This window comes from Rhizobium sp. CC1099, assembly GCF_029714385.1.
GTDB lineage: Bacteria > Pseudomonadota > Alphaproteobacteria > Rhizobiales > Rhizobiaceae > Rhizobium.
In genome coordinates this window covers 148,438-171,145 of the sequence record NZ_CP121641.1, presented here as the reverse complement: position 1 = coordinate 171,145, position 22,708 = coordinate 148,438, and the positions used below count along the sequence as shown (strand labels likewise).

The 22,708-nt window shown below is 60.3% G+C and carries 24 protein-coding genes, 1 tRNA gene, 1 pseudogene and 1 riboswitch; of the genes and pseudogenes, 15 read left to right on the top strand and 11 right to left on the bottom strand.

All coding sequences use genetic code 11. The features are described from left to right. Positions 1-5 precede the first annotated feature (5 nt). The 3 genes from QA644_RS00880 (at position 6) to QA644_RS00870 (ending at position 2,752) form a co-directional block, all read left to right on the top strand. Positions 6-962 (top strand): fumarylacetoacetate hydrolase family protein, encoded by a 957-nt coding sequence (locus QA644_RS00880; protein ID WP_283070650.1) that lies wholly within the window; start codon positions 6-8, stop codon positions 960-962. A gap of 211 nt (positions 963-1,173) precedes the next feature. Then, the gene (locus tag QA644_RS00875; RefSeq protein WP_283070648.1) at positions 1,174-2,238 is read left to right on the top strand and encodes an outer membrane protein transport protein; all 1,065 of its coding nucleotides are present in this window, start codon (positions 1,174-1,176) and stop codon (positions 2,236-2,238) included. A gap of 133 nt (positions 2,239-2,371) precedes the next feature. Continuing rightward, entirely contained in the window at positions 2,372-2,752 is a 381-nt protein-coding gene (locus QA644_RS00870) for a hypothetical protein (protein WP_283070646.1), read from the top strand. Positions 2,753-2,879: 127 nt separating this feature from the next. Here the strand turns inward: QA644_RS00870 and QA644_RS00865 are convergent, their stop codons facing one another. Then, positions 2,880-3,473, bottom strand: a complete 594-nt coding sequence (locus QA644_RS00865) for a hypothetical protein (protein ID WP_283070644.1) — start codon at positions 3,471-3,473, stop codon at positions 2,880-2,882. A gap of 13 nt (positions 3,474-3,486) precedes the next feature. Then, positions 3,487-3,699: a hypothetical protein gene (locus QA644_RS00860; protein ID WP_283070642.1), complete on the bottom strand. Its 213-nt coding sequence runs from the start codon at positions 3,697-3,699 to the stop codon at positions 3,487-3,489. 348 nt (positions 3,700-4,047) lie between these two features. Here QA644_RS00860 and QA644_RS00855 point away from each other — a divergent pair, with 348 nt between their 5' ends. Beyond that, positions 4,048-4,713 carry a TetR/AcrR family transcriptional regulator gene (locus tag QA644_RS00855; RefSeq protein WP_194728859.1) on the top strand — a complete coding sequence of 222 codons (666 nt, stop codon included), beginning with the start codon at positions 4,048-4,050 and terminating at the stop codon, positions 4,711-4,713. Between the two features lie 114 nt (positions 4,714-4,827). Here QA644_RS00855 and QA644_RS00850 read toward each other — a convergent pair whose 3' ends face one another. Further along, the gene (locus QA644_RS00850; protein ID WP_283070640.1) at positions 4,828-5,436 is read right to left on the bottom strand and encodes a TetR/AcrR family transcriptional regulator; all 609 of its coding nucleotides are present in this window, start codon (positions 5,434-5,436) and stop codon (positions 4,828-4,830) included. A gap of 327 nt (positions 5,437-5,763) precedes the next feature. On the opposite strand from QA644_RS00850, the gene QA644_RS00845 reads away from it, so the two are divergent. Next, positions 5,764-6,384, top strand: coding sequence for an FMN-dependent NADH-azoreductase (locus QA644_RS00845; protein ID WP_283070638.1), 621 nt, complete (start codon positions 5,764-5,766; stop codon positions 6,382-6,384). 147 nt (positions 6,385-6,531) lie between these two features. Next, positions 6,532-6,883, top strand: a pseudogene (locus tag QA644_RS00840) (MATE family efflux transporter); the annotation flags it as partial. Positions 6,884-6,965: 82 nt separating this feature from the next. On the opposite strand, the gene QA644_RS00835 reads toward QA644_RS00840, so the two are convergent. Next, positions 6,966-8,054, bottom strand: a complete 1,089-nt coding sequence (locus QA644_RS00835; RefSeq protein ID WP_283070636.1) for a quinone-dependent dihydroorotate dehydrogenase — start codon at positions 8,052-8,054, stop codon at positions 6,966-6,968. Next, the gene (locus QA644_RS00830; RefSeq protein WP_283070634.1) at positions 8,051-8,404 is read right to left on the bottom strand and encodes a DUF952 domain-containing protein; all 354 of its coding nucleotides are present in this window, start codon (positions 8,402-8,404) and stop codon (positions 8,051-8,053) included. The genes QA644_RS00835 and QA644_RS00830 overlap by 4 nt, the downstream gene beginning before the upstream one ends. Positions 8,405-8,522: 118 nt before the next feature. Between QA644_RS00830 and QA644_RS00825 the strand changes: the two genes are divergently transcribed. The 5 genes from QA644_RS00825 (at position 8,523) to QA644_RS00805 (ending at position 11,656) form a co-directional block, all read left to right on the top strand. Continuing rightward, on the top strand, positions 8,523-8,921 hold the full coding sequence (locus tag QA644_RS00825) for a hypothetical protein (protein WP_022713602.1): 399 nt from the start codon (positions 8,523-8,525) through the stop codon (positions 8,919-8,921). 90 nt (positions 8,922-9,011) lie between these two features. Then, complete coding sequence (locus QA644_RS00820; protein ID WP_194728853.1) at positions 9,012-9,659, top strand: response regulator transcription factor; 648 nt, start codon at positions 9,012-9,014, stop codon at positions 9,657-9,659. 103 nt (positions 9,660-9,762) lie between these two features. Next, positions 9,763-10,428 carry a helix-turn-helix transcriptional regulator gene (locus QA644_RS00815; protein WP_283070631.1) on the top strand — a complete coding sequence of 222 codons (666 nt, stop codon included), beginning with the start codon at positions 9,763-9,765 and terminating at the stop codon, positions 10,426-10,428. 11 nt (positions 10,429-10,439) lie between these two features. Next, positions 10,440-11,180: a thermonuclease family protein gene (locus QA644_RS00810; protein ID WP_283070629.1), complete on the top strand. Its 741-nt coding sequence runs from the start codon at positions 10,440-10,442 to the stop codon at positions 11,178-11,180. A 62-nt stretch (positions 11,181-11,242) separates the two neighbouring features. Beyond that, positions 11,243-11,656, top strand: a complete 414-nt coding sequence (locus QA644_RS00805) for a tellurite resistance TerB family protein (RefSeq protein WP_074066554.1) — start codon at positions 11,243-11,245, stop codon at positions 11,654-11,656. Here the strand turns inward: QA644_RS00805 and QA644_RS00800 are convergent. Continuing rightward, the gene (locus QA644_RS00800) at positions 11,653-12,525 is read right to left on the bottom strand and encodes a transporter substrate-binding domain-containing protein (protein ID WP_283070628.1); all 873 of its coding nucleotides are present in this window, start codon (positions 12,523-12,525) and stop codon (positions 11,653-11,655) included. The two genes, QA644_RS00805 and QA644_RS00800, sit on opposite strands and share 4 nt — an antisense overlap. Before the next feature lie 677 nt (positions 12,526-13,202). On the opposite strand from QA644_RS00800, the gene QA644_RS00795 reads away from it, so the two are divergent. Continuing rightward, positions 13,203-15,200, top strand: coding sequence for a methyl-accepting chemotaxis protein (locus QA644_RS00795; protein ID WP_194730065.1), 1,998 nt, complete (start codon positions 13,203-13,205; stop codon positions 15,198-15,200). Between the two features lie 62 nt (positions 15,201-15,262). Here the strand turns inward: QA644_RS00795 and QA644_RS00790 are convergent. Both QA644_RS00790 and QA644_RS00785 read right to left on the bottom strand, forming a co-directional pair. Next, a tRNA-Gly gene (locus QA644_RS00790) sits at positions 15,263-15,336 on the bottom strand. A gap of 44 nt (positions 15,337-15,380) precedes the next feature. Continuing rightward, positions 15,381-16,475 carry a 2'-deoxycytidine 5'-triphosphate deaminase gene (locus QA644_RS00785; protein WP_194728849.1) on the bottom strand — a complete coding sequence of 365 codons (1,095 nt, stop codon included), beginning with the start codon at positions 16,473-16,475 and terminating at the stop codon, positions 15,381-15,383. 73 nt (positions 16,476-16,548) lie between these two features. Continuing rightward, positions 16,549-16,627, top strand: a riboswitch (SAM riboswitch). A 46-nt stretch (positions 16,628-16,673) separates the two neighbouring features. On the opposite strand from QA644_RS00785, the gene QA644_RS00780 reads away from it, so the two are divergent. Beyond that, positions 16,674-17,858 (top strand): O-succinylhomoserine sulfhydrylase, encoded by a 1,185-nt coding sequence (locus QA644_RS00780; RefSeq protein WP_283070626.1) that lies wholly within the window; start codon positions 16,674-16,676, stop codon positions 17,856-17,858. A gap of 222 nt (positions 17,859-18,080) precedes the next feature. Beyond that, positions 18,081-18,473, top strand: coding sequence for a Co2+/Mg2+ efflux protein ApaG (gene apaG, locus QA644_RS00775; RefSeq protein ID WP_022713591.1), 393 nt, complete (start codon positions 18,081-18,083; stop codon positions 18,471-18,473). Here the strand turns inward: apaG and QA644_RS00770 are convergent, their stop codons facing one another. The 3 genes from QA644_RS00770 to QA644_RS00760 all read right to left on the bottom strand — a co-directional run bounded on the left by QA644_RS00770 (position 18,474) and on the right by QA644_RS00760 (position 21,721). Beyond that, positions 18,474-19,469: an Hsp33 family molecular chaperone gene (locus QA644_RS00770; protein ID WP_039843838.1), complete on the bottom strand. Its 996-nt coding sequence runs from the start codon at positions 19,467-19,469 to the stop codon at positions 18,474-18,476. It lies immediately after the preceding gene. A 93-nt stretch (positions 19,470-19,562) separates the two neighbouring features. Further along, positions 19,563-20,480, bottom strand: coding sequence for an ornithine carbamoyltransferase (gene argF / locus QA644_RS00765; protein ID WP_283070623.1), 918 nt, complete (start codon positions 20,478-20,480; stop codon positions 19,563-19,565). 41 nt (positions 20,481-20,521) lie between these two features. Beyond that, positions 20,522-21,721 (bottom strand): aspartate aminotransferase family protein, encoded by a 1,200-nt coding sequence (locus QA644_RS00760; RefSeq protein WP_239595691.1) that lies wholly within the window; start codon positions 21,719-21,721, stop codon positions 20,522-20,524. A gap of 420 nt (positions 21,722-22,141) precedes the next feature. Between QA644_RS00760 and QA644_RS00755 the strand changes: the two genes are divergently transcribed. Then, positions 22,142-22,675 (top strand): GcrA family cell cycle regulator, encoded by a 534-nt coding sequence (locus QA644_RS00755; RefSeq protein ID WP_074066548.1) that lies wholly within the window; start codon positions 22,142-22,144, stop codon positions 22,673-22,675. Positions 22,676-22,708: the final 33 nt, after the last annotated feature.

The window sequence follows — 22,708 nt, the reverse complement described above, 5'->3', positions numbered from 1 at the left end:
ATGAAATGGTAGTTAAAGTGACCCGATTTACGATCGGCGGAGAACCCTTGTGGGGAATTTTGGACGGAGAAGAGATCGCGCCGCTCGAGGGCACCTTCGTCTCGACCGCCGACATCCTGCGCCTTCCTCCGGCAGAGCTTAGGACGCTGGCAGGCGTTGCACGTTTCCCGATCAGCTCTGCAAACATTCTGAGCCCCGTCTCAGCGCCGGCGCAGATCATCTGCCAGGGTCTGAACTATGCAGATCACGCGCATCAATCGGGGCATGCGCCAAGCCAGAAGAATCTGCTCTTCATGAAGGCCGCCTCCTCGCTGTCGGGAGCGTTCGATCCCGTTATCCGGCCGGCAGGATGTCAGATGCTCGACTACGAAGTGGAACTCGGGCTTGTCCTGAAGCGACCGCTAGGTGCAGGCGACCACGTCACCCGCGAGACGCTCGGCGATTTCATCGGCGGACTCGTCTTGTGTAACGACGTGTCAGCCCGCGACGTCATGTTCGGCGAAGCCTTCTTGCAGTGGTTCCGCGGCAAAAGCGCCCGTACCTTCTGCCCCTGTGGTCCTTGGCTGGTCATTCCGGAAGCGGACGAGGTAGCGGATCTGCTCGACAGGATTGAGATCCGTCTCTGGCTGAACGACGAACTGCGGCAGTCGGCCCATACTCGGGACTTCGTCTTTCGCCCGGAAACCTGCCTCAACGACATTGTGTCTCTGATGGACCTGTCTGCGGGCGATCTCGTCCTGACCGGGACGCCGGGCGGCGTGATCCTGCAAGCGAATGCCGCCCTGGCCCAGATTCTGACGACCAAGCTCTTCAAGGATTCGGAGCGGAAGGATGCGATCGTCGAAGAAGCGACCGCCCACACACGCTACCTCGCGCCCGGCGACATTTTGCGCGCCGAAATGCGCACCGATGACCGCGCCGTCGATTTTGGCAGGCAGTTGCTCGAAGTCGTGGACGCGTGATCTCGGCGACCAGGACGCGCACCCAGTCGCCGCCCGACCACAGCCCGATTGGCGAAGGCGTGAAGGGCTTGAGGGTCGCCTCCTGGTCTAGCCCCTTGATCTGGAGCGGTCAGCTGGTTGGAGGCAAGGCGCCGGTGCTGCAGGCAAAGTGAGAAATGCCCATTTGCTTGGGCTTTGGGAAGGCGAGACGTCTCGGAGGAGGGAGACCCGCATGAGAACTATTAATTTGTTGACAGGATTTTTCAGCTGTCTTTTCGTCACACCGGCGACGGGAGGAGGCTTCGATCTTCTGGGGCAGCCGAATGAAGCCCTTTTCGAGACGGGACGCTACGTCGAATTCGGGCTCGGCTTTGGCAGTCCGAACGTTGGGGGGCAGATCATTGCCGTCGGGGCCCCGTTTGCTTCGGGGGATACGGCGCCCACGGTTCCATTCTACAATGGCGCCTTCAAGGCCGATATCAACGAACAATTCTCAGGAGCGGTCATCGTAGACAATCCTTATGGGCGCAGCCTCGACTACGATAGCGGGCCGCTGTCCGGCCTGTCTGGAAAGGTTGAGTCGATCGCAGTCACAGGTTTGCTGCGTTACAAGTTCACAGAACGTTTCAGTGTCTTCGGCGGACCCAGACTGCAACGTATGGGCGGCGACACCGATGTTTCAGTTTTCGTAGGCGGCGTGCCCGCCGGTTTTGGCAACGTCACTTTTGACGACACCTGGGCGGCGGGCTACGTGGTCGGGGCGGCCTTTGAAATCCCGGAGAGCCATGTCCGGGTCGCAGTCACATACAATTCCGCGATCGACTACGATTTCGACACCTCAGGCGCCTATCAAGGGACTACGGATGTCGAGACCCCGCAATCGGTCAACGTTCATCTCCAGGCTCCGATCAGCCTTTCCACCTTGCTCTTCGCGACGGTTCGCTGGGCCGATTGGAGCGAACACAAGATCACTCCGCCGGGTTATCCTTTGGGATCGCTCGTCCACTTCAACGACACGACGACCTACACGCTCGGCGTGGCACAGATGTTCAGCGAACAATGGTCGGGATTCACAACTCTGACATACGAGCCCTCAACTGACGTATCGGCTGACGGGCCGCTCGACGCGACTGACGGTTTGTGGGGCGCCACGCTTGGCGCGATCTACACGAAGGATCAGGTGAAAATAACCACCGCCATCAGCTACCGCCAGTTCGGGGATGCTTCGGGTTCGTTCGGAACTTTCACGGACAACGATCTGGTCAGCGCCGCCGTCAAAGTGGGTTATTCGTTTTAACCCTCGCTCGGAAACGCAGTTCGCGTTGCCTACCTTGGCTTCTGCTTGGGAGCGAATATCTCCAGCCTTCCATGCCGCCCGAATGACCATAACCCTGTGCCCCGACGGGCGCCAAACATAAACGAAGCAAACTATGCAGAAACAATTCGCCCCGAGAGTGTTCAAGCTGGGATACATCGCGCTGGAAACGCCCGATATCCTGCGCGCCAAGGATCACTATGCCGAAACCATCGGCATGAGCGAAACCGCGACCGGTCATGATGGCGAACGCTATCTGTCTATCGGCTATGAGCATCACAACATCGTTCTTCGGCACGCCGAGCAGAAGGCGTTGGGGCATCTCGGCTTCCAGCTCGGGCCCGGCACCGATCTGAAGGAGCTTGTGGGCGAACTCTGCGCCACCGGCCTGAGCGCGCAGATCAAGTCCGACAGCCAGCCGGGGACTCCGGCCCTCGATGCGGCGATCCGTGCCGGCGCTTCCGACATCATGGCGCTCGACGCCGACCTGTTCTGATTGCAGTGCCCCTCGGGAGTAACATTATGCTTGGCAAGATGATGAATTCACCATAGCTCGTGTCATCGATCCTGAGCCACGCGGGGACCCATCACCGCAGATGCTCGTCCCCGCCTGCCGCTCCTTGTCAGGCGATGGTGAGGCTTCGATAAATTTGCTCGCCTCCGAGGACAATGAAAGACACGACGGCCATCATAAGGCCCCGCCGAAAGCGCAATTGCTTGATGATCCTGACGCGAGATGTCTTGAGCAATTCGGCGCCGAGCACCGAGGTCCAGTCGGACCTCAGGGCCTGTTGGACGAAATCTTGGAGATCGGCGAAAGTGTCGGGATCGACATAGTAGACGCGCTGATGGGAAGCAGGGGACGTTTTTGCGAGCAGTTCCTTTTCTGCGCGGGTCCGGCTCGGATAGAGCACGTGCCCGAACTGCAGGATCGGCAGAATGACGACACCCCAGACCACGGCGTAGAACAGGGGGCCGAGCGGTGCACGTGTCGGCAGGAGATCGCCGAAGTGCAGCACCAGATTGAGCGCCAGGATATAGCCGGCGCCAACGATCTGCGCTTTTGTGTCATAGGAGCGCGCCGTCACTTGCGCTTCCTGCAACGCGGCAAGCAGCATCTTGTCTACATAGTCGCGCTTGTTCTCACTTGGCGCTGCGTAGATCGGGGCATCCGATCGAAGAAAGCGGTCAAGGAGAGACGTTGGGATCTCCGGCATGGCTCTGCTCCCCTCAGTGCAGGAGTGCGAGAAAAGGCGCCGCGAGCGGACCCGGATCTGTCGCCGGCTCGCCCGTCTCCTGGAAGTGATTCACGGCGACGTAGAAGGCCGGTAGGAAGACCGGGGTGAGCGTGGCCGCCACTGCAAGTCCGCCGACTTCGCAACGGCCAGAGAGACAAAGGCTGGCAACACAGACACAAAGGAACTGACCGGATGACGGGCGCATGAAAGCCTCCGCTCGAAAGGATCGAGGTTGTAGGGGTTTGATCATAAGGAAGCCCGGCATGTTGAGTGGGCTTCCATGTCAATCTGACCTATAGGTCAATTCGACTATATTGTCAATATGACCGCCGTGCATTTGTGCGATGCAAAAAAATTTTTGGCCGAAGCTCTCACGAACCAGCCTGCCACCTACATGCTTCTTCGAATGATGGTCGGTCGCGGATGGAACGCGTGACGGAGTGCGTTTGCGTAGACGGCGCCGGGAATGGCTCAAAGCGGCGCATCGGTTCGTAACTGGACATTCTGGTCAATATGACCTATTTGCATGATCCAGTTTAAGGTTGTCTGTACAATGGCCAAAATCAATCCGATCCGACGCGCCGAAATCGGGCGCGAAAAGCGCGCGAGAACTCGCGCGCAGCTTGTTGCTGCTGCCAATTCGCTGTTTGCTAGGCAGGCGGTGGAATCGGTTACAGTGGATGACGTCGTTAAGGAGGCCGGCGTCGCCAAGGGAACCTTCTACGTTCATTTCGACAGCCTAGAGGCAGTGACTGCAGCGGTTGCCGAGGAACTGGTGCATTCCTTCGACGAACTGCTGCAGCCGGGCCGGGTCTCCCTCGCCGAGCCTGCTCTAAGGATTGCCTTCGGGTGCTGTTCATTCATCGACAAGGCTCTCAACGACCCTCGATGGGCCAGTGTTGTCGCAAGACTGGCGGCGGTAGCTCCGAAGGGTGGCGAGATGGCCCGCCTCCGCCTCTTTGAAGACCTGCAGCAGTTCTCGAAGGCGTTGCCGGACGACGGAGTGTCTGCGGAGCTGAAACTGGAGATTGTCGTCGGGATCATGCTCCAGATCTTGCGTGCACTCGGCGAAGGCAGGCTGTCCTCGCTCGACCGTGACGCGGCCATCGGCGCGATGCTGCGCGCGATCGGCCTCAATGCTCAGGAGGCAAAGTCGGTGCTTGTGCGCTTACCAGCCGCTCCTATGTTGGAAAGGTCTTCTGGAAGCTCGACGAAGTAACGAATATACGGTGCAAACTTCGCGTTTTCGGACTGTTTTGCGAGGGCAAACCCGGTGGGCGGGTAGCATAGTCCGTGCTCCATCATGCCGACACAGACAGCTTCACCAGAATCCTCATAGACTCCGGCTCTTAAGATTGGCACTCCCGATGGCCCGAAGTGCCGCCTCCAGAGCCAGGTTGGACAAGTCAGGTGGGGCGACTCGCTCGAGAATGCCACGTGTCACCTGCAGCCAAATTCCCACGAAAATATCGGCAGCCAGTTCCGGGTCCTGCACTGTCACACGCCCTTGGGCAATCGCCTCGGCAATCTCGGCTTTGAGATTGTCGCGAACACTGCGGCCGAACTCGTTCGGGGTTTTCGACGTCTGAACTACCAGCCGCGCCCAGCCGGTGTCTGAAATCGCTTTTTCCAGCGATTGCGTGAAGGCGAAGGACAGGCGCGCGATCGGGTCCCGCAGCTTGGTCCGGGCGGGCGTCAGCACGTCGTCGAAGCTCTGGCCGAGTTGCGCACTTACCGCAGCAACCAACTCCTCAATGTTCTGGAAGTGATAGTAGAAAGTCCCCTTGGCAACCCCTGCTGCCTCTGCAACGGCATCCACCGTGAAGGCCTTGGGGGGCCCTTCCGCAAGCAACATCGCCCCCGCTTCGACGATTTGCGCGCGCGTCTTCGCCCGCCTTTCGCGCCCGATCTTCGCCCTGCGCTCCAGATTTATCTTCGCCATTCGTCAACCTGTTCCGCAAACCACCCGGGTCGTTATGACTATATAGTCGTTTTGACTTATTAGCGCAATTGCGGCTTGCCCTTGACTGGCTCCACCCACCCGTAGGGGGAACATTCCAATCGAGGGATGCCAGCAGGCACGAGCCGTTCTGAAAATTAACACTTCACCGTTGAGGCTATCGAAAGCGGGCGCGAGCCCACTTCAGGCGAATATCATACACCATCTTGACTATATCGTCGAAATGACTTTTATCTCACTTTGAGATTGATCGAGACTGCCTAGCTCGTTCATTTTCATCCCTGCTAATCCCATGTGTGAGGTTCATCGATGCCATCCCTTCTGCATCTCGATTCCAGCATTCTCGGCAAAAACTCCGTCAGCCGCGCGCTTTCGGCGGCGGTGGTCGCACGGCTCAAGAGCCTCGATCCGACCGTTGACGTGGTCTACCGCGACCTTGCAGCTCAGCCCATCCCGCACCTCTCGGGTAGCTACACCGCCGTGGTCAGGGGAGGCTTGAAAGCAAGCCACGATTCCGCACTTCAGGCCGACCTTGCGCTTGGCGAAGCCGTTCTGGAAGAGTTTCTAGCAGCCGACACAGTCGTTCTCGGCGTAGCCCAGTATAACCTCAGCGTGCCTAGCCAACTAAAAGCGTGGATCGATCGCATCGCGGTCCCCGGCAAGACCTTCCGGTACACCGAAAAGGGACCCGAAGGCTTGGTGGGCAACAAGCGCGTCATCATAGCGTTGGCGCGCGGCGGCTTTTACGGACCGGGCTCACCAGCCGAGAACTTCGAGCACACGCTGAGTTATCTGAAGAGCGTGCTGGCTTTCATCGGCATCGCCAATCCTGAGGTCATCGCTGCCGACGGGGTCAACGTAAGTTCCGAGCAGCGAAAGTCGTCCGTGACGAAGGCAGAGGCACAGGTTGCCACCCTAAAGATAGCATAAGTCCATATTGCCGTCGGGGTGGGGAATATAACTGGAAATTCCAAGCCGTACCTCCGTGAAGGCGGCGACTAGTTTGCCGAGCTCAAAGGAAAAGGATCCGAGCACCTCGCCCCAAGGCAGCCGTCGCTGTCAATCGCAAGCTGATCCCTGTTGCTTTCGGCCGGGCTCAAGTTCATGTGGCTAGAATCGGCGGTCGCGCAGCCGACCTGCATCTATTTCTCCATCCGGATCCTTGCCGCCCCTGCAGCTCTCTCGAACGACGCGATCCTCGGTTTGGTGCTCGGGCGCTCGCAAGGCGGCACCGGGTTTTTTCTGCAGGTGCTGATCAACGGCCGGCGTGGCCTGGGGCACGATGGTGGGCGAGACGGCCGGTGCGCTGGCTGGCCTCTTCCCCGTTCTCAGAAGCTTCAAAGCCGCCGATCGGCCAAGTCGCCCGGAAATCTTCTCGCAGCATCGGCTGGCGGAACTCTTCGCGCTCAATCTTGACATTCTGATCCGCACCTGCGGACCATGGCTGTCGAAAAACACCTTCCAGCTCTTCCGCGGCTTCTTCCTGTCCATGCTGGCGAAGCGGCGGCCTATCAGACGTTCCGGGTCGCCCAGTGATCAGCGCGCGTGTCTCGCAGTTGGCGGATCGACGAGACCTGCTCACGGTCGAGGAGCTTTGAAAGGCCGCGCACGATCTCGCCCGGAAGACCTGGGCCCTCATAGACCATGCCGGAATAAAGCTGCACCAGATCGGCCCCTGCCCTGATCTTTTCCAGCGCCGTCTCCGCCGAGGAGACGCCGCCGACGCCGATGATCGGGAGCGCTGCGCCGACGCGCTTGCGCATTTTCGCGAGAACCGCAGTCGACTTGTCGAAAAGCGGCTTGCCGGAAAGACCGCCCGCTTCCTTCGCCTGCCGCTGATCCTTCAGACCGTCGCGGGCGAGCGTCGTGTTCGAGACGATCAGGCCCTCCAGCCCATGGGAGAGCGCTTCGGCGGCGATATCGTCCATGCCATCCTCGGTGAGATCGGGCGCAATCTTGAGGAAGACCGGGATTTTCCGGCCCGATCTCGCGGCCTCTTCATCGCGGGCGGCGATTACGGCGGACAGAAGAGCGGCCAGGCTCTCACGTGCCTGCAGGTCACGCAGGCCCGGCGTATTCGGCGAGGAGATGTTGGCGGTGAAATAGCGCGCCACCGAATAGAAACGGCGGATGCCGGCCACATAGTCGGCGATACGGTCTTCGCTGTCCTTGTTGGCGCCGATGTTGACGCCGATAATGCCCTGGCCGCGGATCATCGACAGACGCCGGAAGGCGGCGTCATGGCCCTCGTTGTTGAAGCCCAGGCGGTTGATAACTCCTTCGTCGTCCACCAGGCGGAAGATGCGCGGGCGCGGATTGCCTGATTGCGGCTTGGGCGTCACCGTGCCGATCTCGGTAAAGCCGAAACCGAGCTTCAAGAGGGCCTCCGGCACTTCGGCATTCTTGTCGTAACCGGCCGCCATGCCGAGCGGATTTTCGAAGGTCAGGCCGGCGACCGTCTGCACCAGCCGCGGATCAGGCGAAATACGGCAGGCGGGAACCAGGCCGGATTTAAGTGCGGCGATTGACATGCCGTGCGCCGTTTCGGGATCGAAGAGGAAGAGCCCCTTGCGGGCAGTGTGCTTGAACGCGCCAATCATGACAGGAGTTCCGGGAAGATATGCTGTCCGGCATCATCGAGCGGCAGCGGCCTTTCCCAGATAACTGCCGAAAGCGGCAGTTCGGCATAAAGATGCGGGAAAAGATCGCCGTCCCTGGAGGGTTCGAAGATCAGCTTGTCGCCGAGTTTGCCGCTATCAATGGCAACGAGCAGCAGGCCCGGCTGGCCTGCGAAAAACAGTGCCACGGTCTGCCGCACCTGTTTTTCCGTCGAGAGATGAACGAAATTGTCCTTAAGGTCGATGCCTGCGCCGTGAAAAACGCCGCTTTGCCTGGCTTCTTGCCAGAGAGCCTCGGTCACGATCTTGTAAACGACGGGTGTCACGCTCATGATGGCCTCATGCAATGGCTGATGCTGTAGGTGAGCGCTTTGCCGGAAAGGAACGGCGATGTCCACGGCTCCCCCATGAAAAACAGGATAGCCGCAACAGAAATCCGGAGGATCAATCATGAAGACGATCGCAATCGGGATTGCCGCAATTCTTCTGCCGCTGACAGCGCTCGCCGCCGAGCCGGACCCTGCGCGCTTCCAGCTCGAGCGCAGCGGCGACCATTTCGTCCGCCTCGACAAGCATACGGGCGCGATGGCGCTTTGCGAGGAAAAGGACGGTTCGCTGGTCTGCCGCATGGCGGCGGACGAACGCGCAGCTTATGACGACGAACTCGACAGGCTTTCCGACCGCGTGACCGCGCTCGAAAACAAGAGCATCGTCAACAAGGCGCTGCCCACCGATGCTGAGATCGACCGCTCGATCAGCATCATGGAGCGAATGATGAAAAGCTTCATGGGTATGGTGAAGCAATTCCAGGAGGAAGAAAAGTCCGCGCCTCTTCCGCAGAAGACCTGATTTGATGTAGTAATATGAAGCGGAAGGCATGTGGGGCGCGAAGCCTCGCACATGAGGGGATGGAATCGAGCTCTTGGGAGGGGGTTTTCGATGCAGGAACAGACGATCATCATTGCGGACGACCATCCGCTTTTCCGGGATGCGCTGCGCCAGGCCGTGACCGGCATGGAGGGGCAGCACGCGATCGTGGAAGCTGGCGATTTCTCGGCCGCGCGTGCTGCCGCAACCGATCATCCGGACGCGGATATCATGCTGCTCGATCTTGCCATGCCGGGCGTCAGCGGCTTTTCCGGGCTGATGGCGCTGCGTGCCGAATTCGCCAGCCTGCCGATCGTCATCGTTTCCGCAACCGACGACGCGACAACGATCCGCCGCGCGCTGGAACTCGGCGCTTCCGGCTTCATTTCCAAATCGTCCGGCATCGAAGATATCCGCAGCAGCATCCAGACGGTGCTTGCCGGCGATATTGCGACGCCGGAGAATTATCGCGACGGCCATGAACAGGATCCGGACGTGGCCGATCTCATTCACCGCCTGCACACGCTGACGCCGCAGCAAAGCCGCGTGCTCACCATGCTCGGCGAAGGTCTGCTCAACAAACAGATCGCCTACGAACTCGGCGTTTCCGAAGCGACGATCAAGGCGCATGTCTCGGCCATCCTCCTGAAGCTCAACGTCGACAGCCGCACGCAGGCCGTCATCCAGCTCGGCAAGATCAACATGGCGATGGTCGCCTGACTCCAGAACAGGATTTTATTCCTCTTTTTTCTTTACTCTGAGAAAGCTTGGCGTTAGTCTTCCTGCCGATTGGAGAGCGGCACCGGGCGCAGGATCAGGCAAGATGCTGTCACACCAGCAGATTTGGGCAGCGATCGACAGGCTTGCCGAACGGCATGACCTGACGCCGTCTGGTCTTGCGCGCCGGGCCGGTCTCGACCCCACCTCCTTCAACAAATCCAAGCGGCTATCTGCCGATGGCCGCCTGCGCTGGCCTTCGACGGAATCGATTGCCAAGGTACTCGATGCGACAGGCGCCACCATGGAGCAGTTCATGGGCTTCATGCGGCCGGCAATCAGCTTGTCCGGGCTGCCGGACGGCGCATTCCCGCCGCAGGGAAGCTCCATTCCCCTGCTCGGCTTCGCACAGGCCGGTGCGGGTGGCTTTTTCGACGACGGCGGTTTCCCGGCAGGCCAGGGATGGGATGTGGTGGAATTTCCTGCCGCCCCCTCACAGAAGGCTGGTGTCTATGCGCTCGAAGTGCAGGGCGACAGCATGATGCCGCTTTATCGCGACGGCGACGTGCTGATCGTCGAGCCGGGCGCGCAGGTGCGCCGCAACGATCGCGTCGTCGTCAAGACGCGCGAGGGCGAGGTGATGGCAAAGGTGCTGCTGCGCCAGAGCCCGCGCTCCATCGAACTGATGTCTCTCAATCCCGAACATCCGAACCGGACGATCGAGCTTTCCGATGTGGATTGGATCGCGCGCATTATCTGGGCCAGCCAATAGGAAAATCTTCCATGCGGCCTGCAGCACTTCTGACAGCTGTTGCGGGAATAACAATCGTCGCCGGGATGCTGGCGGCAGGCAGGGAGCGGTTTGCCGGGCCGGACGCGGCGGCAACCGCGAGCGAAGAACCCGTCACAACTGCCGAATCCAAGGAGACTCCAAAGCTGCCGCTTGCCCTTCCCGATCCAAAGATCAGCATGAGCGCGCGGCCGGTTGACGAAGCGAGCCGATTTTATCCAGCGCAGGCGGATGGCAAGCCGCTGGAACGGGTTGCCACCGCCGGGCCGGAAAAGCCAAAGCCGGAGCCGCAGAAGGCCGCGACATTGCCGAGGCCGGTCGCCGAGAGTGCAGGCATTCTCGCCTTCGGAAACAGGACGCTGCGCCTTGCCGGTATCGTTCCGACACAGGCCGACAAAGTCTGCAAAGAACCGGATGGGAACGAATGGCCTTGCGGCATGCTGGCGAAGACGAATTTCCGGCTCTTTCTGCGGCTGCGCTCGGTCACCTGCGATCTGGCGGATGCCAACTGGACCGGTATTGCGACCGCCTCCTGCAAGATCGGCGCGCAGGACCTTTCCCAATGGCTCGTCGAAAACGGCTGGGCGGATGCGGCTCCCGGATCGGCACTGACCGAAGCCGGTGCGAAGGCCAAAGCGGAGAAGAAAGGCGTCTATGGCGAGGATCCGCGCAAGGGCGCGCCGCTGACGTTGCCGCCCGGACCGCCGCCGGACAATCCTCTCGATCCGATCTAGCGATCCCTTGTAATGGCGCACGGCAATTCCTAAACTCCTGCCGAAACAGAGGGAATGACCGAATGAACAAGCCGCTTTCCGCCCATGACGCGCTGATTTACGTGATGGTGATGGCATCCGCTGTCGACAGCACGATGAACGACCGGGAAATGGAGCGCATCGGCCAGCTGATCGGCTTTCTGCCGGTCTTCAAGGATTTCGACCACGACAAGCTGATTTCGATTGCCCGCGACTGCGCATCGCTGCTGGCCGGACCGGAAGGCCTCGATGTCGTTTTGGAAACGGTGAAGGACACGCTGCCTTCGCGGCTCTACGATACCGCCTATGCACTTGCTGTCGAAGTCGCCTCCGCCGACCTTTCGGTCAAGGCCGAGGAGCTTCGGTTGCTCAGCATGCTCCGCGACAGGCTGGAACTCGACAAGCTCACCTGCGCTGCCATCGAACGCAGTGCGATCGCCCGCTTCCGCAGGGGTTAAAAGAGCCCGTAAGGGAAATAACGCAAATAGATTTCCTGCAGGCGGCCGTTTCTGGAAAGCGCTGCAAGCGCGTGGTCCAGCGCTGCGGTCAATACGCCGTCGTTCTGGCGAAGCATGATCGTCATGCCTTCCCCCAGAAACTGCTCCGACAGATAAGGGCCGTCGAAGAGCGCACAGCATTTTGCTGACGCCTGGGAGGAAACCCAGAAGGACAGCTGCAGCGCATCGGCAAAGGCGGCATCCACCTTGCCATCCTTAAGAGCAGTAAGCATCGCTTCCTTGTTCTCGAAAGGCACGGCTTTTATTGCCGGAAAAAAGGCGGCAAGCATGGCCTCATGGACCGTCGCCTTGACGACGCCGACCGGACGTCCGGAGAGCGATGCGGCGGTATTCCCGTTGATCTCTGCCTTCGCATTACGCACAAAGCGGGCCGGCAGCATGAGGTAGGGACGGGTGAAGGTAAACTGCTTTCGCAAGTCCGAGGTTACGGCCAGTCCCGCGATGACGGCATCGCCCTGGGAGGCTGCAAGCGCTTCCTTGAGATCGGCGAAGGGCAGTGCCTGGATCTCGCATTTCGCAGCAACTTCCAATTCATCGCAGATCTCGCGGGCCAGATCGATATTGAAACCCGCCAGCTTGCCGTTCTGATCGGTAAAGTTGAAAGGCGGGAAGTCGACGGAGGTGAGAAAGCGGAGGCGGACGAGTGACGAAAGGTCCGGCTTGGCAAGTCTTTCGCGAGCATCAAAAAGCAGCGGCAGCGACGACGGCGTCTGCTGCGCAAAGCCAGGCGCAGCAGATAATGCAGCTACTAATTGCAATAAGGTAAAAAAAACCTTAAACCTTATAGAGGCGAGGAAAGATTGTCTCATGTCCGGCTCGTGGGGTCGGGGCATTGTCGCTCGGTGATCCGTGTATCAGAGTCATGCGTTTCGGGGAATATGCGCCGGGCCGCACCGTCTCGACGATGGCAAACGGCCGGATCGAGGTACGGCAGATGGGTATCCTCGGCTTTGACGCGCGGCAACGGATATCCGGTCCGACAAAAGGCGCATGCCGAGATCGGCCTCCTCATCCCGCCTAGCCGATCCTTTCGGCATCGATCTCTTCACCGTCTTCTGGGGCTACCCTCTTCATTCAGACGACAGCGGCAAACAGGCGACCCGGCTGCGATGGATCGGGCGCCGCTCGGCTGGCTCATGCTGTGCGCCACCGCGTGGCGAGCCGTGCTAGAAGCCCCGGACGAACCCCTTCTTCCGGGACAACACGCCTCATACACCGAGCGAGATACCAGCTTAGGAAATTGCACGAAATGCGCGCCTCGAATTACTGGGGATCGGCTTTGAACGTTAGGCCACCGTTAAGCAATATCGATTCTTATGCCGCAGACGACGACGGCTTTTTTTCAGCCGGCTGCATGACGCGGACGTCGAGCCTCACCAGATCATTTCGAACATGCCGCAGCTCTATGCCGAGTTTCGAACCATTGATTTTCCAGAATACCGGGCAAGCAGAAGGCCTAAGAAAGCGGGTATTTTCCATGCGAACACTGCTGAAGAACCTGAAAATTCGAACCAAGATCATGTCCATCCTCATGCTTCTGGGGGTGATCGCCATGGGCGGTTTGATTTACGTCATCACCGAGTTCCGTCATGCGGATGCGACATACAGCGCCTTCATCGACCATGAAGCATTGGCGGCCATGCAAGGCTCGCGCGCCAGCGCGTCTGTCGTCGCCGCCGTGCTGCAGACCACGAGGCTGGCGAGCCTGAAGGCGGGCACGCCCGCTTTCCATACCGCGCTTTCCACACCGAGCAAGCTGCCGCAAGCGCGTGACCGTCTTAACGAGGCGGCCGTTCTGGTGCCCAGCCGTAAGCCGGCGATAGACGATATTCTCAGCGGAATCGCCGAAATAGAAACGATTTCAAGCAAGGTTGCCGAAATGAGCAAGTCTGGCGACAGCGCCGGAGCCCAAATTGCGGCCGCTCAGCTGAACGCCAAGCTCACCGTACTGACACCGAAGATGACGGCGAATAACGATGCCTTGATGTCGATGCTCAACGATGGCGGGGACGCCGTTTCGGCAAGCGTCAATGACCGCATCAATCTCTGCCTTGCGATAATCGCGGCGGCCGTTATCGGCGCCATCGCGCTCGGCATCGTCATCGCACAGGCCGGCATCACGTCGCCGATGGCGAAGCTCCGTGAGCGAATGACACGCCTTGCCGAAGGCGAGACCGACGGCGATGTACCGGGCCTCGAGCGCCGCGACGAAGTGGGCCAGATGGCCGAAGCGCTCGAAGTTTTCCGCACCAACGCGATCGAGCGCATCCAGCTCGGAGCCCAGGCGGAAGTCGATCGCAACCTGACCGATGGCGAACGCCGCGAGCGCGAAGCCCAGAAGGCTCGCGAAGCGGCGGAATTATCCGGCGCGGCAGAGGCGCTCGGCGACGGGCTGCGCCGTCTCGCATCGGGCGATCTTGCCTCGCATATCGATGTTCCGTTCGCAGAACATCTCGATGGATTGCGCCAAGACTTCAACCATTCGGTCGAAAAGCTGAACGAGGCCATGCGTACAGTCGGCGCCAATGCGCGCGCGATCGGCGCGGGGGCGAATGAAATCCGTTCATCGGCCGACGAACTTTCGAAGCGCACGGAGCAGCAGGCCGCATCGGTGGAGGAAACCGCTGCCGCGCTGGAACAGATCACAACGACTGTAAAGGACGCCGCCCGCCGCGCGCAGGAAGCAAGCGAACTCGTTGCCCGCACCCGCGCAGGCGCCGAGAAGTCCGGCGAAGTCGTCCGCCATGCCGTCAAGGCGATGCAGCAGATCGAGCAGTCCTCGGCCGAGATCAGCAATATCATCGGCGTGATCGACGACATCGCCTTCCAGACGAACCTGCTCGCCCTGAATGCCGGCGTCGAGGCAGCACGTGCAGGCGAAGCGGGCAAGGGCTTTGCGGTCGTCGCTCAGGAAGTGCGCGAACTGGCGCAACGTTCGGCGAATGCGGCAAGGGAGATCAAGTCGCTGATCACCAATTCCGGCACACATGTCCAGACCGGCGTTGCCCTTGTCGGCGAAACGGGCAAGGCGCTCGACGCCATCGTTCATGAGGTGCAGGAGATCAACCAGCACGTCCACGCGATCGCGGAGGCTTCCCGTGAGCAATCGACAGGCCTGCAGGAAATCAATACGGCCGTGAACACCATGGACCAGGGCACGCAGCAGAATGCCGCCATGGTCGAAGAGAGCACGGCAGCAAGCCACAGCCTGGCAACGGAGGCCGCCGCGCTGAACGAACTGCTCGGCCAGTTCAAGCTGAGCGGAACGGATAGCTTCATCGCAGCGGCACGTCCGATGCCGCAAGCACCAGCACGGCCTGCGGTGACCCGTCCGGCGCCGGTATCAAAACCCGCAATCCGCGTGGCGACAGTGAGCACGCGGCCCGCCGCTTCGCCTGCACGCGCACTTGGCCAGACGCTTGCCGGTGCATTCGGCATGAACAGCGCTTCGGAAAACAAGGACGCCGATTGGACAGAATTTTGAGAGCGGGCGGCTAGAGCCCGCCCAATCGTTTATAGGCGTCCCACCTGTGGATCGTGAGCAGCTGGAGCGGGTGAAGGGAATCGAACCCTCGTATTCAGCTTGGGAAGCTGCTGCTCTACCATTGAGCTACACCCGCGATGACGGAAGCCTTCCAACAGATGGGTGGCGGTGTCAAGGCTCTCAGATGCGGAAGTGCTTCGAGAGTTTCAAACCCTGGGCCTGGTAGTTCGATCCAAGGCCGGAGCCATAAAGGCTTTCGGGTTTCTCCAGCATGTGCTCGTAAACCAGGCGGCCGACGATCTGGCCGTCCTCGAGGATGAAGGGCACTTCATGGCTGCGGACTTCGAGAACGGCGCGGCTGCCCATGCCGCCGGCAGGCGCGTGGCCGAAGCCTGGATCGAAGAAGCCGGCGTAATGCACGCGAAACTCGCCGACGAGCGGATCGAAGGGCGTCATTTCGGCTGCGTAGTGCGGCGGAACGTGCACGGCCTCGCGCGAAACGAGGATATAGAACTCATCCGGATCGAGGATCAATTCGTTGCGACCGCGGCTGTAAAGCGGCTCCCAGAAATCGAAGATATCGTGCTCGGCCTTCTTATCGACATCGACGACGGCCGTGTGATGCTTGCCGCGGTAGCCGATCAGGCCATCCTTGTCGCCTGCCAGGTCGATCGACAGCGCAATGCCGCCGCCTGAAACGTTCGGCTTGGCGCTTGCGACCAGCGTTTCCGCATCATGCAGCGCCTGCAGTTCCGGCTCGCCGAGAATCGAATACCCAACCCGGAACCGTATCTGCGAGAGGCGCGAGCCACGGCGCACGACGACGGGGAACGTGCGCGGGCTGATTTCCAGATAGAGCGGGCCAGAATAACCGGCAGGAATCTTGTCGAATTCCTGCGCGTAATCGGTAATGACACGGGTGAAGATGTCGAGGCGGCCAGTCGAGCTCTTCGGGTTGGCCGAGGCGGACATTTCAGCCGGAAGATCGAGCCGCTCCATAAGAGGCACGATATAGACGCAGCCCGTTTCGAGCACGGCACCTTCCGAGAGGTCGATGACGTGCAGGCTCAGCCGGTCGAGCTTGTCGGCAACGAGATGCGAGGGACCCGGCATGAAACTTGCCCGGACGCGGAACGCCTTGGCGCCCAGGCGCAGGTCCAGGCTGGCCGGCTGGATCTGATCGCGATCCAGTTCCCGCTCACTCGTGAGGCGGCCCGTTTCAAACAGCGCAGCAATTGCGCGATCGGCCAAGATTCCAGTTTCGCGAGCCATCATGCTCCATCCATAATTTGCCTCAGACAAAACCAAACTCAAGGAATTGACGCAAGAAGCTAACAGCAGTATTGCAGCTTTATCCCGTGGTGATTTGGCCGGTCGGCTTGCAGCCACGTTAAAGAAGTGGCTAAAAAGACCGGGTATGAAACCGGTCTGCTTTTGCGGCCGGTTTTTTTGTTGTTTGAAGGTGGTGATGGCATGAGCAAGACTTGGCGCCCGGCAACCCAACTCGTTCACGAAGGGACGCTGCGCTCGCAATATGGCGAGACTTCGGAAGCGATCTTCCTGACGCAAGGTTTCGTCTATGATACCTCTGAAGCGGCGGAAGCCCGGTTCAAGGGTGAGACGGACGGCTTCATCTATGCCCGATACGGAAGCCCGACCAACGATATGTTCGAAAAGCGGATGTGCGCGCTCGAAGGCGCCGAAGACGCCCGCGCCACCGCTTCCGGCATGGCTGCTGTCACCGCGGCGATCCTCTGCCAGTTGAAGGCCGGCGACCATATCGTTGCCGCCCGCGCGCTCTTCGGCTCCTGCCGATGGGTGGTCGAAACACTTGCGCCGAAATACGGCATCGAATGCACGCTCATCGACGGCCGCTATCTCGAAAACTGGGAGAAGGCGATCCGCCCGGCGACGAAGGTCTTCTTCCTCGAAAGCCCGACGAACCCGACGCTGGAAGTGGTCGACATCGCAGGCGTTGCCAAGCTCGCCGACGAGATCGGCGCCAAGGTGGTCGTCGACAACGTCTTCGCAACGCCGCTCTTCCAGAAGCCCCTGGAACTCGGCGCCCATATCGTCGTCTATTCCGCGACCAAGCATATCGACGGCCAGGGCCGCTGCCTCGGCGGCGTCGTGCTTTCCGACAGGGAATGGATCGACGAAAACCTGCACGACTACTTCCGCCACACGGGTCCGGCCATGTCGCCTTTCAATGCCTGGACGCTTCTGAAGGGCATCGAAACGCTGCCGCTGCGCGTCAAGCAGCAGACGGCGAGTGCTGCCAGGATCGCGGACTTCCTTGCCGAACAGAAGCAAGTGGCCAAGGTGATCTATCCGGGCCGCAAGGATCATCCGCAGGCCGATATCATCGCCAAGCAGATGTCCGGCGGCTCGACACTCGTCGCATTCGAGCTGAAGGGCGGGAAGGAAGCAGCCTTCGCGTTGCAGAATGCGCTCGATATCATCAAAATCTCGAACAATCTCGGCGATTCCAAGAGCCTGATCACGCATCCGGCAACGACGACGCACAAGAACCTGAGCGATGACGCCCGCGCGGAACTAGGCATTTCACCCGGCACCGTTCGCCTTTCGCTCGGCATCGAGGATGCTGATGACCTGATCGAAGATTTCGCTCAGGCTCTTTCAAAGGTTAAGTCCTGACCTGCGATAGCGACGGCCGGACCTTGCCGGTCCGGCCGCATGCTCCACCTAAGAAATGGCGCAAGAGCTTCGCTTTAATACGGGAATTAACTTCGAAAATTAGGATTAATGTTCGAAACGACGTGCAATCATCGCGGTTTGAAGGATGATGCATGTGCCGTTTCTTGACGGATCGAGCGCTGTATAAGATACGGGTAACATATCTTGGCTATGGTGTAAGGCATGTACCGCGCCCTCACACGAGATATCGAAGTTGTCGTCGAGCCCTTTTATCTGGAGGAGCAATCCGATCCGGATGATGATCGCTATGTCTGGGGCTACCGGATCGTGATCAGCAACAATTCGGACCTGACAGTACGGCTCATCAATCGCTACTGGAACATCACCGATCAGAACGGCCTGGTGGACGAGGTGACCGGCCCTGGGGTCGTCGGCGAGCAGCCCCGGCTGGAACCCGGCGATACCTACGAATACTCGTCCGGCTGTCCGCTCGATACGCCTTCCGGCCTCATGTTCGGGCACTACCAGATGGAAACGGAGGACGGCGAGCTTTTCGATGTCGAGATACCCGCCTTCTCGCTGGATTCTCCCGGGCTGCTCAGAGTGCTGAATTGATCATTCCGCAGCCGATGCGACTTCCACGACCTCAAACCGGTAGGTCGTGGAACAGAATTCGCAGGTAACGGCAATCTCGCCATTCTCCTGGCTGGCGTCGATCTCGTCGTCCGAAAAGCCCTTCAGCACATTCTTGATCTTCTCGCGCGAGCAGCTGCAGCGGTCGAAAACTGCCCGGGTACTGAAAACACGCACGCCACGCTCGTGGAAGAGGCGAAAGAGCAGGCGTTCGATTCCGACTTGCGGATCCGTCAGTTCGTCCGCATCGATGGTGTCGACCAACGCGCGCGCTTCGGTCCAGGCGTCGTCTTCCTTGTGTGCCAGCGCGGCGTTATCGCCGTCGCCGCCGTGGAGGTCGGGCTGGCGCATGCGCTCCGGCGCTTCCGGCAAGAACTGCGCAACGAGACCGCCGGCGCGCCAGCGGTGGCGCGGCTTACCCGCCTCGTCGCGGTCAAACAATTCGGCGGCAGCCAGGCGGACGCGTGTCGGGATCTGCTCCGACTGACGGAAATATGTGCCGGCAATATCCTCAAGCGAGGTACCGTCGAGCGCGACGATGCCCTGATAGGGCTGGCTGAACTTACCCTGGTCGATGGTGAAAGCCAGCACGCCCTTTCCAAGAAGCTGTTCCGGCTCGGTTTGGCCGGCGGCGACTGCCTTGTCGAGCAGGGCCTGATCGAAGCGCGCATAGGCACGCACGTTCTCCGGCGTCGAGAAATCAGCGACGAGGAGATCGACAGGGCCATCGCCCTTGGTCTGCACCGTGAACTTGCCTTCGAACTTGAGCGACGTCCCGAGAAGCACCGTCAGCACAATGACTTCGGCGAGGAGCCGGGCAACGGGTGCCGGATAGTGGTGGCGCTCGAGGATCGCATCCAGCATGGGACCGAGCTGGACCGCGCGACCGCGCACATCGAGGCCCTCTACCTGGAACGGGACAACGTGATCATCGCCGGCGAAATCGAACTCGCCGAGAGCACTTGCGGTTTCTGCCATGGTCTTACTCCTAGTAGTCCGAGCGGCAGACCAGAAGTCTTTCCACTCGCGCGGCCACGAGGCCATCAGGCCAAAGGTGGCGCCCAGTATGGTTCAGATCACACCCAGGCACCATGCAAGAATCGACTTTTGCGCGTGAAGACGGTTTTCCGCCTCATCGAAAACCACGGATTGCGGGCCGTCGATCACTTCGTCCGTCACTTCCTCACCACGATGGGCGGGCAGGCAATGCATGAACAATGCATCCTTGCCGGCCTTTGCCATCAAAGCCGCGTTGACCTGATAGGGCTGGAAAACGTTGTGACCGCGGGCCCGATGTTCCTGATTCATGGAGACCCAGGTATCGGTTACCACGCAATCGGCACCCTCGACCGCACGGTCGGCATCATGGCCAAGCATGATCTGGGCGCCCTCGTTGCGGGCCCAGTTCAGATAGTGATCCTTCGGCTCGGAACCAAGAGGCACGGCCATGTTCATGCGATAGCCAAAACGGGCAGCGCCTTCGACCAGCGAGTGCAGCACGTTATTGCCATCGCCGGTCCAGGCGATCGTCTTACCCTTGACGGGACCACGATGCTCCTCGAAGGTCATGATGTCGGCCATGATCTGGCAGGGGTGTGTGTCGTCCGTCAGCGCGTTGATGACCGGCACCGTCGCGCGTTCGGCAAGTTCCAGCATGCGGTGATGCTCCGTGGTGCGGATCATGATCGCGTCGACGTAACGCGAGAGCACCTTGGCGGTATCGCCGATCGCCTCCGCGCGGCCGAGCTGCATCTCCGTGCCGGAGAGAAAAAGCGTCTCGCCGCCAAGCTGGCGCATGCCGACATCGAAGGAAACGCGTGTGCGCGTCGAGGGCTTCTCGAAAATCATTGCCAGCATCTTGCCTGCGAGCGGCTTATCGCCCTTGCCGGCCTTGAAGGCCTGCTTGCGTACGATCGCATCATCCATGATGGACCTGAGATCGGATGCGGTTACCGCCGAGAGATCGAGAAAGTGTCTGGGGGAAGCCATGTCGTTCTTACCTGTATGCCCCTTGAGAGGCGTCTATCCGTTCAAGCCGTCTTCTTGGTCTTTGCGGCGCGAATGCTTTCGGCAGCGCGTTCCACGCGGGCAAGCCCCTCGCGCGCTTCCTCCGCCGTGACGACCAGAGGCGGAAGGAGACGGATGACATTATCGCCCGCCGGAATGGCCAGAAGATGAGCAGCACGAATGGCCTGCAGCAGTTCGGAAGACGGGACGGCTGCCTTGATGCCGAGCATCAGGCCTTCGCCGCGCACATTCTCGATAACATCCGGATAGCGGTCCTTCAGCGAGGCAAGGCCCTGGCGGAACACGAGCGCCACGTCGCGCACATGTTGCAGGAAACCGTCGGCCAGGATGACGTCAAGCACTGCGCTGCCGACCGCCATGGCAAGCGGATTGCCGCCATAGGTGGAACCATGCGTGCCGGCCTTCATGCCGGAAGCGGCATCCGCGGTCGCAAGGCAGGCGCCGAGCGGGAAGCCGCCGCCGATGCCCTTCGCCACCGCCATGATATCCGGCGTGACGCCGGACCATTCGTGGGCAAAGAGCTTGCCTGTGCGACCGACGCCGGACTGAACCTCGTCAAGAATCAACAACAGGCCCTTCTCGTCGCAGAGTTGGCGGAGCGCCTTCATGAATTCGTTTGTCGCCGGACGAATACCGCCCTCACCCTGCACCGGCTCTATGAGGATGCCCGCCGTCGCATCCGTAACCGCGGCGCGGACCGCCTCGATATCGCCGAACGGAACCTGATCGAAACCCGGTGCCTTGGGACCGAAGCCTTCGAGATACTTCTCCTGACCGCCGGCAGCGATCGTCGCCAGCGTACGGCCATGGAAAGCGCCTTCGAAGGTGATGATGTGGAAGCGTTCTGGATGGCCCTTGGAATACTGATAGCGGCGCGCGGTCTTGATCGCGCATTCCAGCGCCTCGGCCCCGGAATTGGTGAAAAACACCTTGTCGGCGAATGTGACGTCGGTCAGCCGCTTGGCAAGCGCCTCCTGGCCTGGAATTTCATAGATGTTCGACAGATGCCAAACCTTGTCGGCCTGCGCCTTCAGGGCTTCAACGACATGCGGATTGCCGTGGCCGACGGATGTTACGGCAACGCCTGCGCCAAAATCCAGATATCGCTCGCCGCCCTCGGTGATCAGCCACACGCCCTCACCTCGCTCGAACCGCAGAGGGGCGCGAGAATAGGTGTCATATAGCGGCGCGGCTTGAGCCATGGCGCGGTCTCCTGTCGTCGTTAGGGCAACCGGACTCCGGCTAAAAACCAGGCCCGAAAAATTAAAAATGCCGCCTTTCGGCGGCGAGGGCCACTATTTACGTTTCACGCCGCAATGTCAACAAAACTGCGGATTTGGGCGCGTGCGGCCGGCAGCCGATCAGGCGAGCTATTTATCAACAGCTAATGTTGCAGAAATGACTCGCTCGGGAAGCAAGTTGGGGAAAACTTGAAATTCGATTCATCCGGATTCCCGCGACTCTTGTCACGGAGTCAGCCTCACACTAGGTTAAAACTCAATTACTAGACTGCATGCGGCGGAACTAGTCACCACAATTGGTCAGGCGTTTCCTGCTTCGGACGTATCCGGAGCAAGGGTGAGGGATTCTGCCTTCACAACGCTAAACGGCGGAGACAGGGCATGAACTGGACAGACGAGCGTGTCGAAAAACTCAAGAAGCTTTGGTCCGAAGGGTTGAGCGCAAGCCAGATCGCGGCGCAACTCGGCGGAGTGAGCAGGAACGCGGTCATTGGCAAGGTCCACAGGCTTAGCCTTCCGGGCCGCGCCAAGGCCGGCGGCGCGACGACGACCGCACGCGCGCCGAAGCGCAATACTTCGGCTGTCCGCGCACCAAATTACGCATCGCGGATGGCAACCCGCACCGTCACGCGCCAGCAGGGCGCGACGATGCTCAAGGAAGAGGTCGAAATCGATCTCATGGAGGAGATGGACTATCGTCCGGCCACAAACGTTGTCGTGCCGATCTCCCGCCGTCTCGGTCTGACGGAACTCACGGAGCGTACCTGCAAGTGGCCGGTCGGCGACCCGCTGAAGGACGACTTCCACTTCTGCGGCTGCGACAGCCCGGACTCTTCCCCTTATTGCAGCTATCACCAGCGCCTTGCCTATCAGCCGGTCAACGAACGCCGCCGGACCGCAGCCCGCGCAAGCTGAGCCGGATAAGTAAAAACGGAAACGGGTCCTCGC

Coding starts and splice junctions, on each gene's coding strand:
- QA644_RS00880 (WP_283070650.1), top strand. CDS start 6: ATGGTAGTTAAAGTGACCCGATTTACGATCGGCGGAGAACCCTTGTGG.
- QA644_RS00875 (WP_283070648.1), top strand. CDS start 1,174: ATGAGAACTATTAATTTGTTGACAGGATTTTTCAGCTGTCTTTTCGTC.
- QA644_RS00870 (WP_283070646.1), top strand. CDS start 2,372: ATGCAGAAACAATTCGCCCCGAGAGTGTTCAAGCTGGGATACATCGCG.
- QA644_RS00865 (WP_283070644.1), bottom strand. CDS start 3,473: ATGCCGGAGATCCCAACGTCTCTCCTTGACCGCTTTCTTCGATCGGAT.
- QA644_RS00860 (WP_283070642.1), bottom strand. CDS start 3,699: ATGCGCCCGTCATCCGGTCAGTTCCTTTGTGTCTGTGTTGCCAGCCTT.
- QA644_RS00855 (WP_194728859.1), top strand. CDS start 4,048: ATGGCCAAAATCAATCCGATCCGACGCGCCGAAATCGGGCGCGAAAAG.
- QA644_RS00850 (WP_283070640.1), bottom strand. CDS start 5,436: ATGGCGAAGATAAATCTGGAGCGCAGGGCGAAGATCGGGCGCGAAAGG.
- QA644_RS00845 (WP_283070638.1), top strand. CDS start 5,764: ATGCCATCCCTTCTGCATCTCGATTCCAGCATTCTCGGCAAAAACTCC.
- QA644_RS00835 (WP_283070636.1), bottom strand. CDS start 8,054: ATGATTGGCGCGTTCAAGCACACTGCCCGCAAGGGGCTCTTCCTCTTC.
- QA644_RS00830 (WP_283070634.1), bottom strand. CDS start 8,404: ATGAGCGTGACACCCGTCGTTTACAAGATCGTGACCGAGGCTCTCTGG.
- QA644_RS00825 (WP_022713602.1), top strand. CDS start 8,523: ATGAAGACGATCGCAATCGGGATTGCCGCAATTCTTCTGCCGCTGACA.
- QA644_RS00820 (WP_194728853.1), top strand. CDS start 9,012: ATGCAGGAACAGACGATCATCATTGCGGACGACCATCCGCTTTTCCGG.
- QA644_RS00815 (WP_283070631.1), top strand. CDS start 9,763: ATGCTGTCACACCAGCAGATTTGGGCAGCGATCGACAGGCTTGCCGAA.
- QA644_RS00810 (WP_283070629.1), top strand. CDS start 10,440: ATGCGGCCTGCAGCACTTCTGACAGCTGTTGCGGGAATAACAATCGTC.
- QA644_RS00805 (WP_074066554.1), top strand. CDS start 11,243: ATGAACAAGCCGCTTTCCGCCCATGACGCGCTGATTTACGTGATGGTG.
- QA644_RS00800 (WP_283070628.1), bottom strand. CDS start 12,525: ATGAGACAATCTTTCCTCGCCTCTATAAGGTTTAAGGTTTTTTTTACC.
- QA644_RS00785 (WP_194728849.1), bottom strand. CDS start 16,475: ATGATGGCTCGCGAAACTGGAATCTTGGCCGATCGCGCAATTGCTGCG.
- QA644_RS00780 (WP_283070626.1), top strand. CDS start 16,674: ATGAGCAAGACTTGGCGCCCGGCAACCCAACTCGTTCACGAAGGGACG.
- apaG (WP_022713591.1), top strand. CDS start 18,081: ATGTACCGCGCCCTCACACGAGATATCGAAGTTGTCGTCGAGCCCTTT.
- QA644_RS00770 (WP_039843838.1), bottom strand. CDS start 19,469: ATGGCAGAAACCGCAAGTGCTCTCGGCGAGTTCGATTTCGCCGGCGAT.
- argF (WP_283070623.1), bottom strand. CDS start 20,480: ATGGCTTCCCCCAGACACTTTCTCGATCTCTCGGCGGTAACCGCATCC.
- QA644_RS00760 (WP_239595691.1), bottom strand. CDS start 21,721: ATGGCTCAAGCCGCGCCGCTATATGACACCTATTCTCGCGCCCCTCTG.
- QA644_RS00755 (WP_074066548.1), top strand. CDS start 22,142: ATGAACTGGACAGACGAGCGTGTCGAAAAACTCAAGAAGCTTTGGTCC.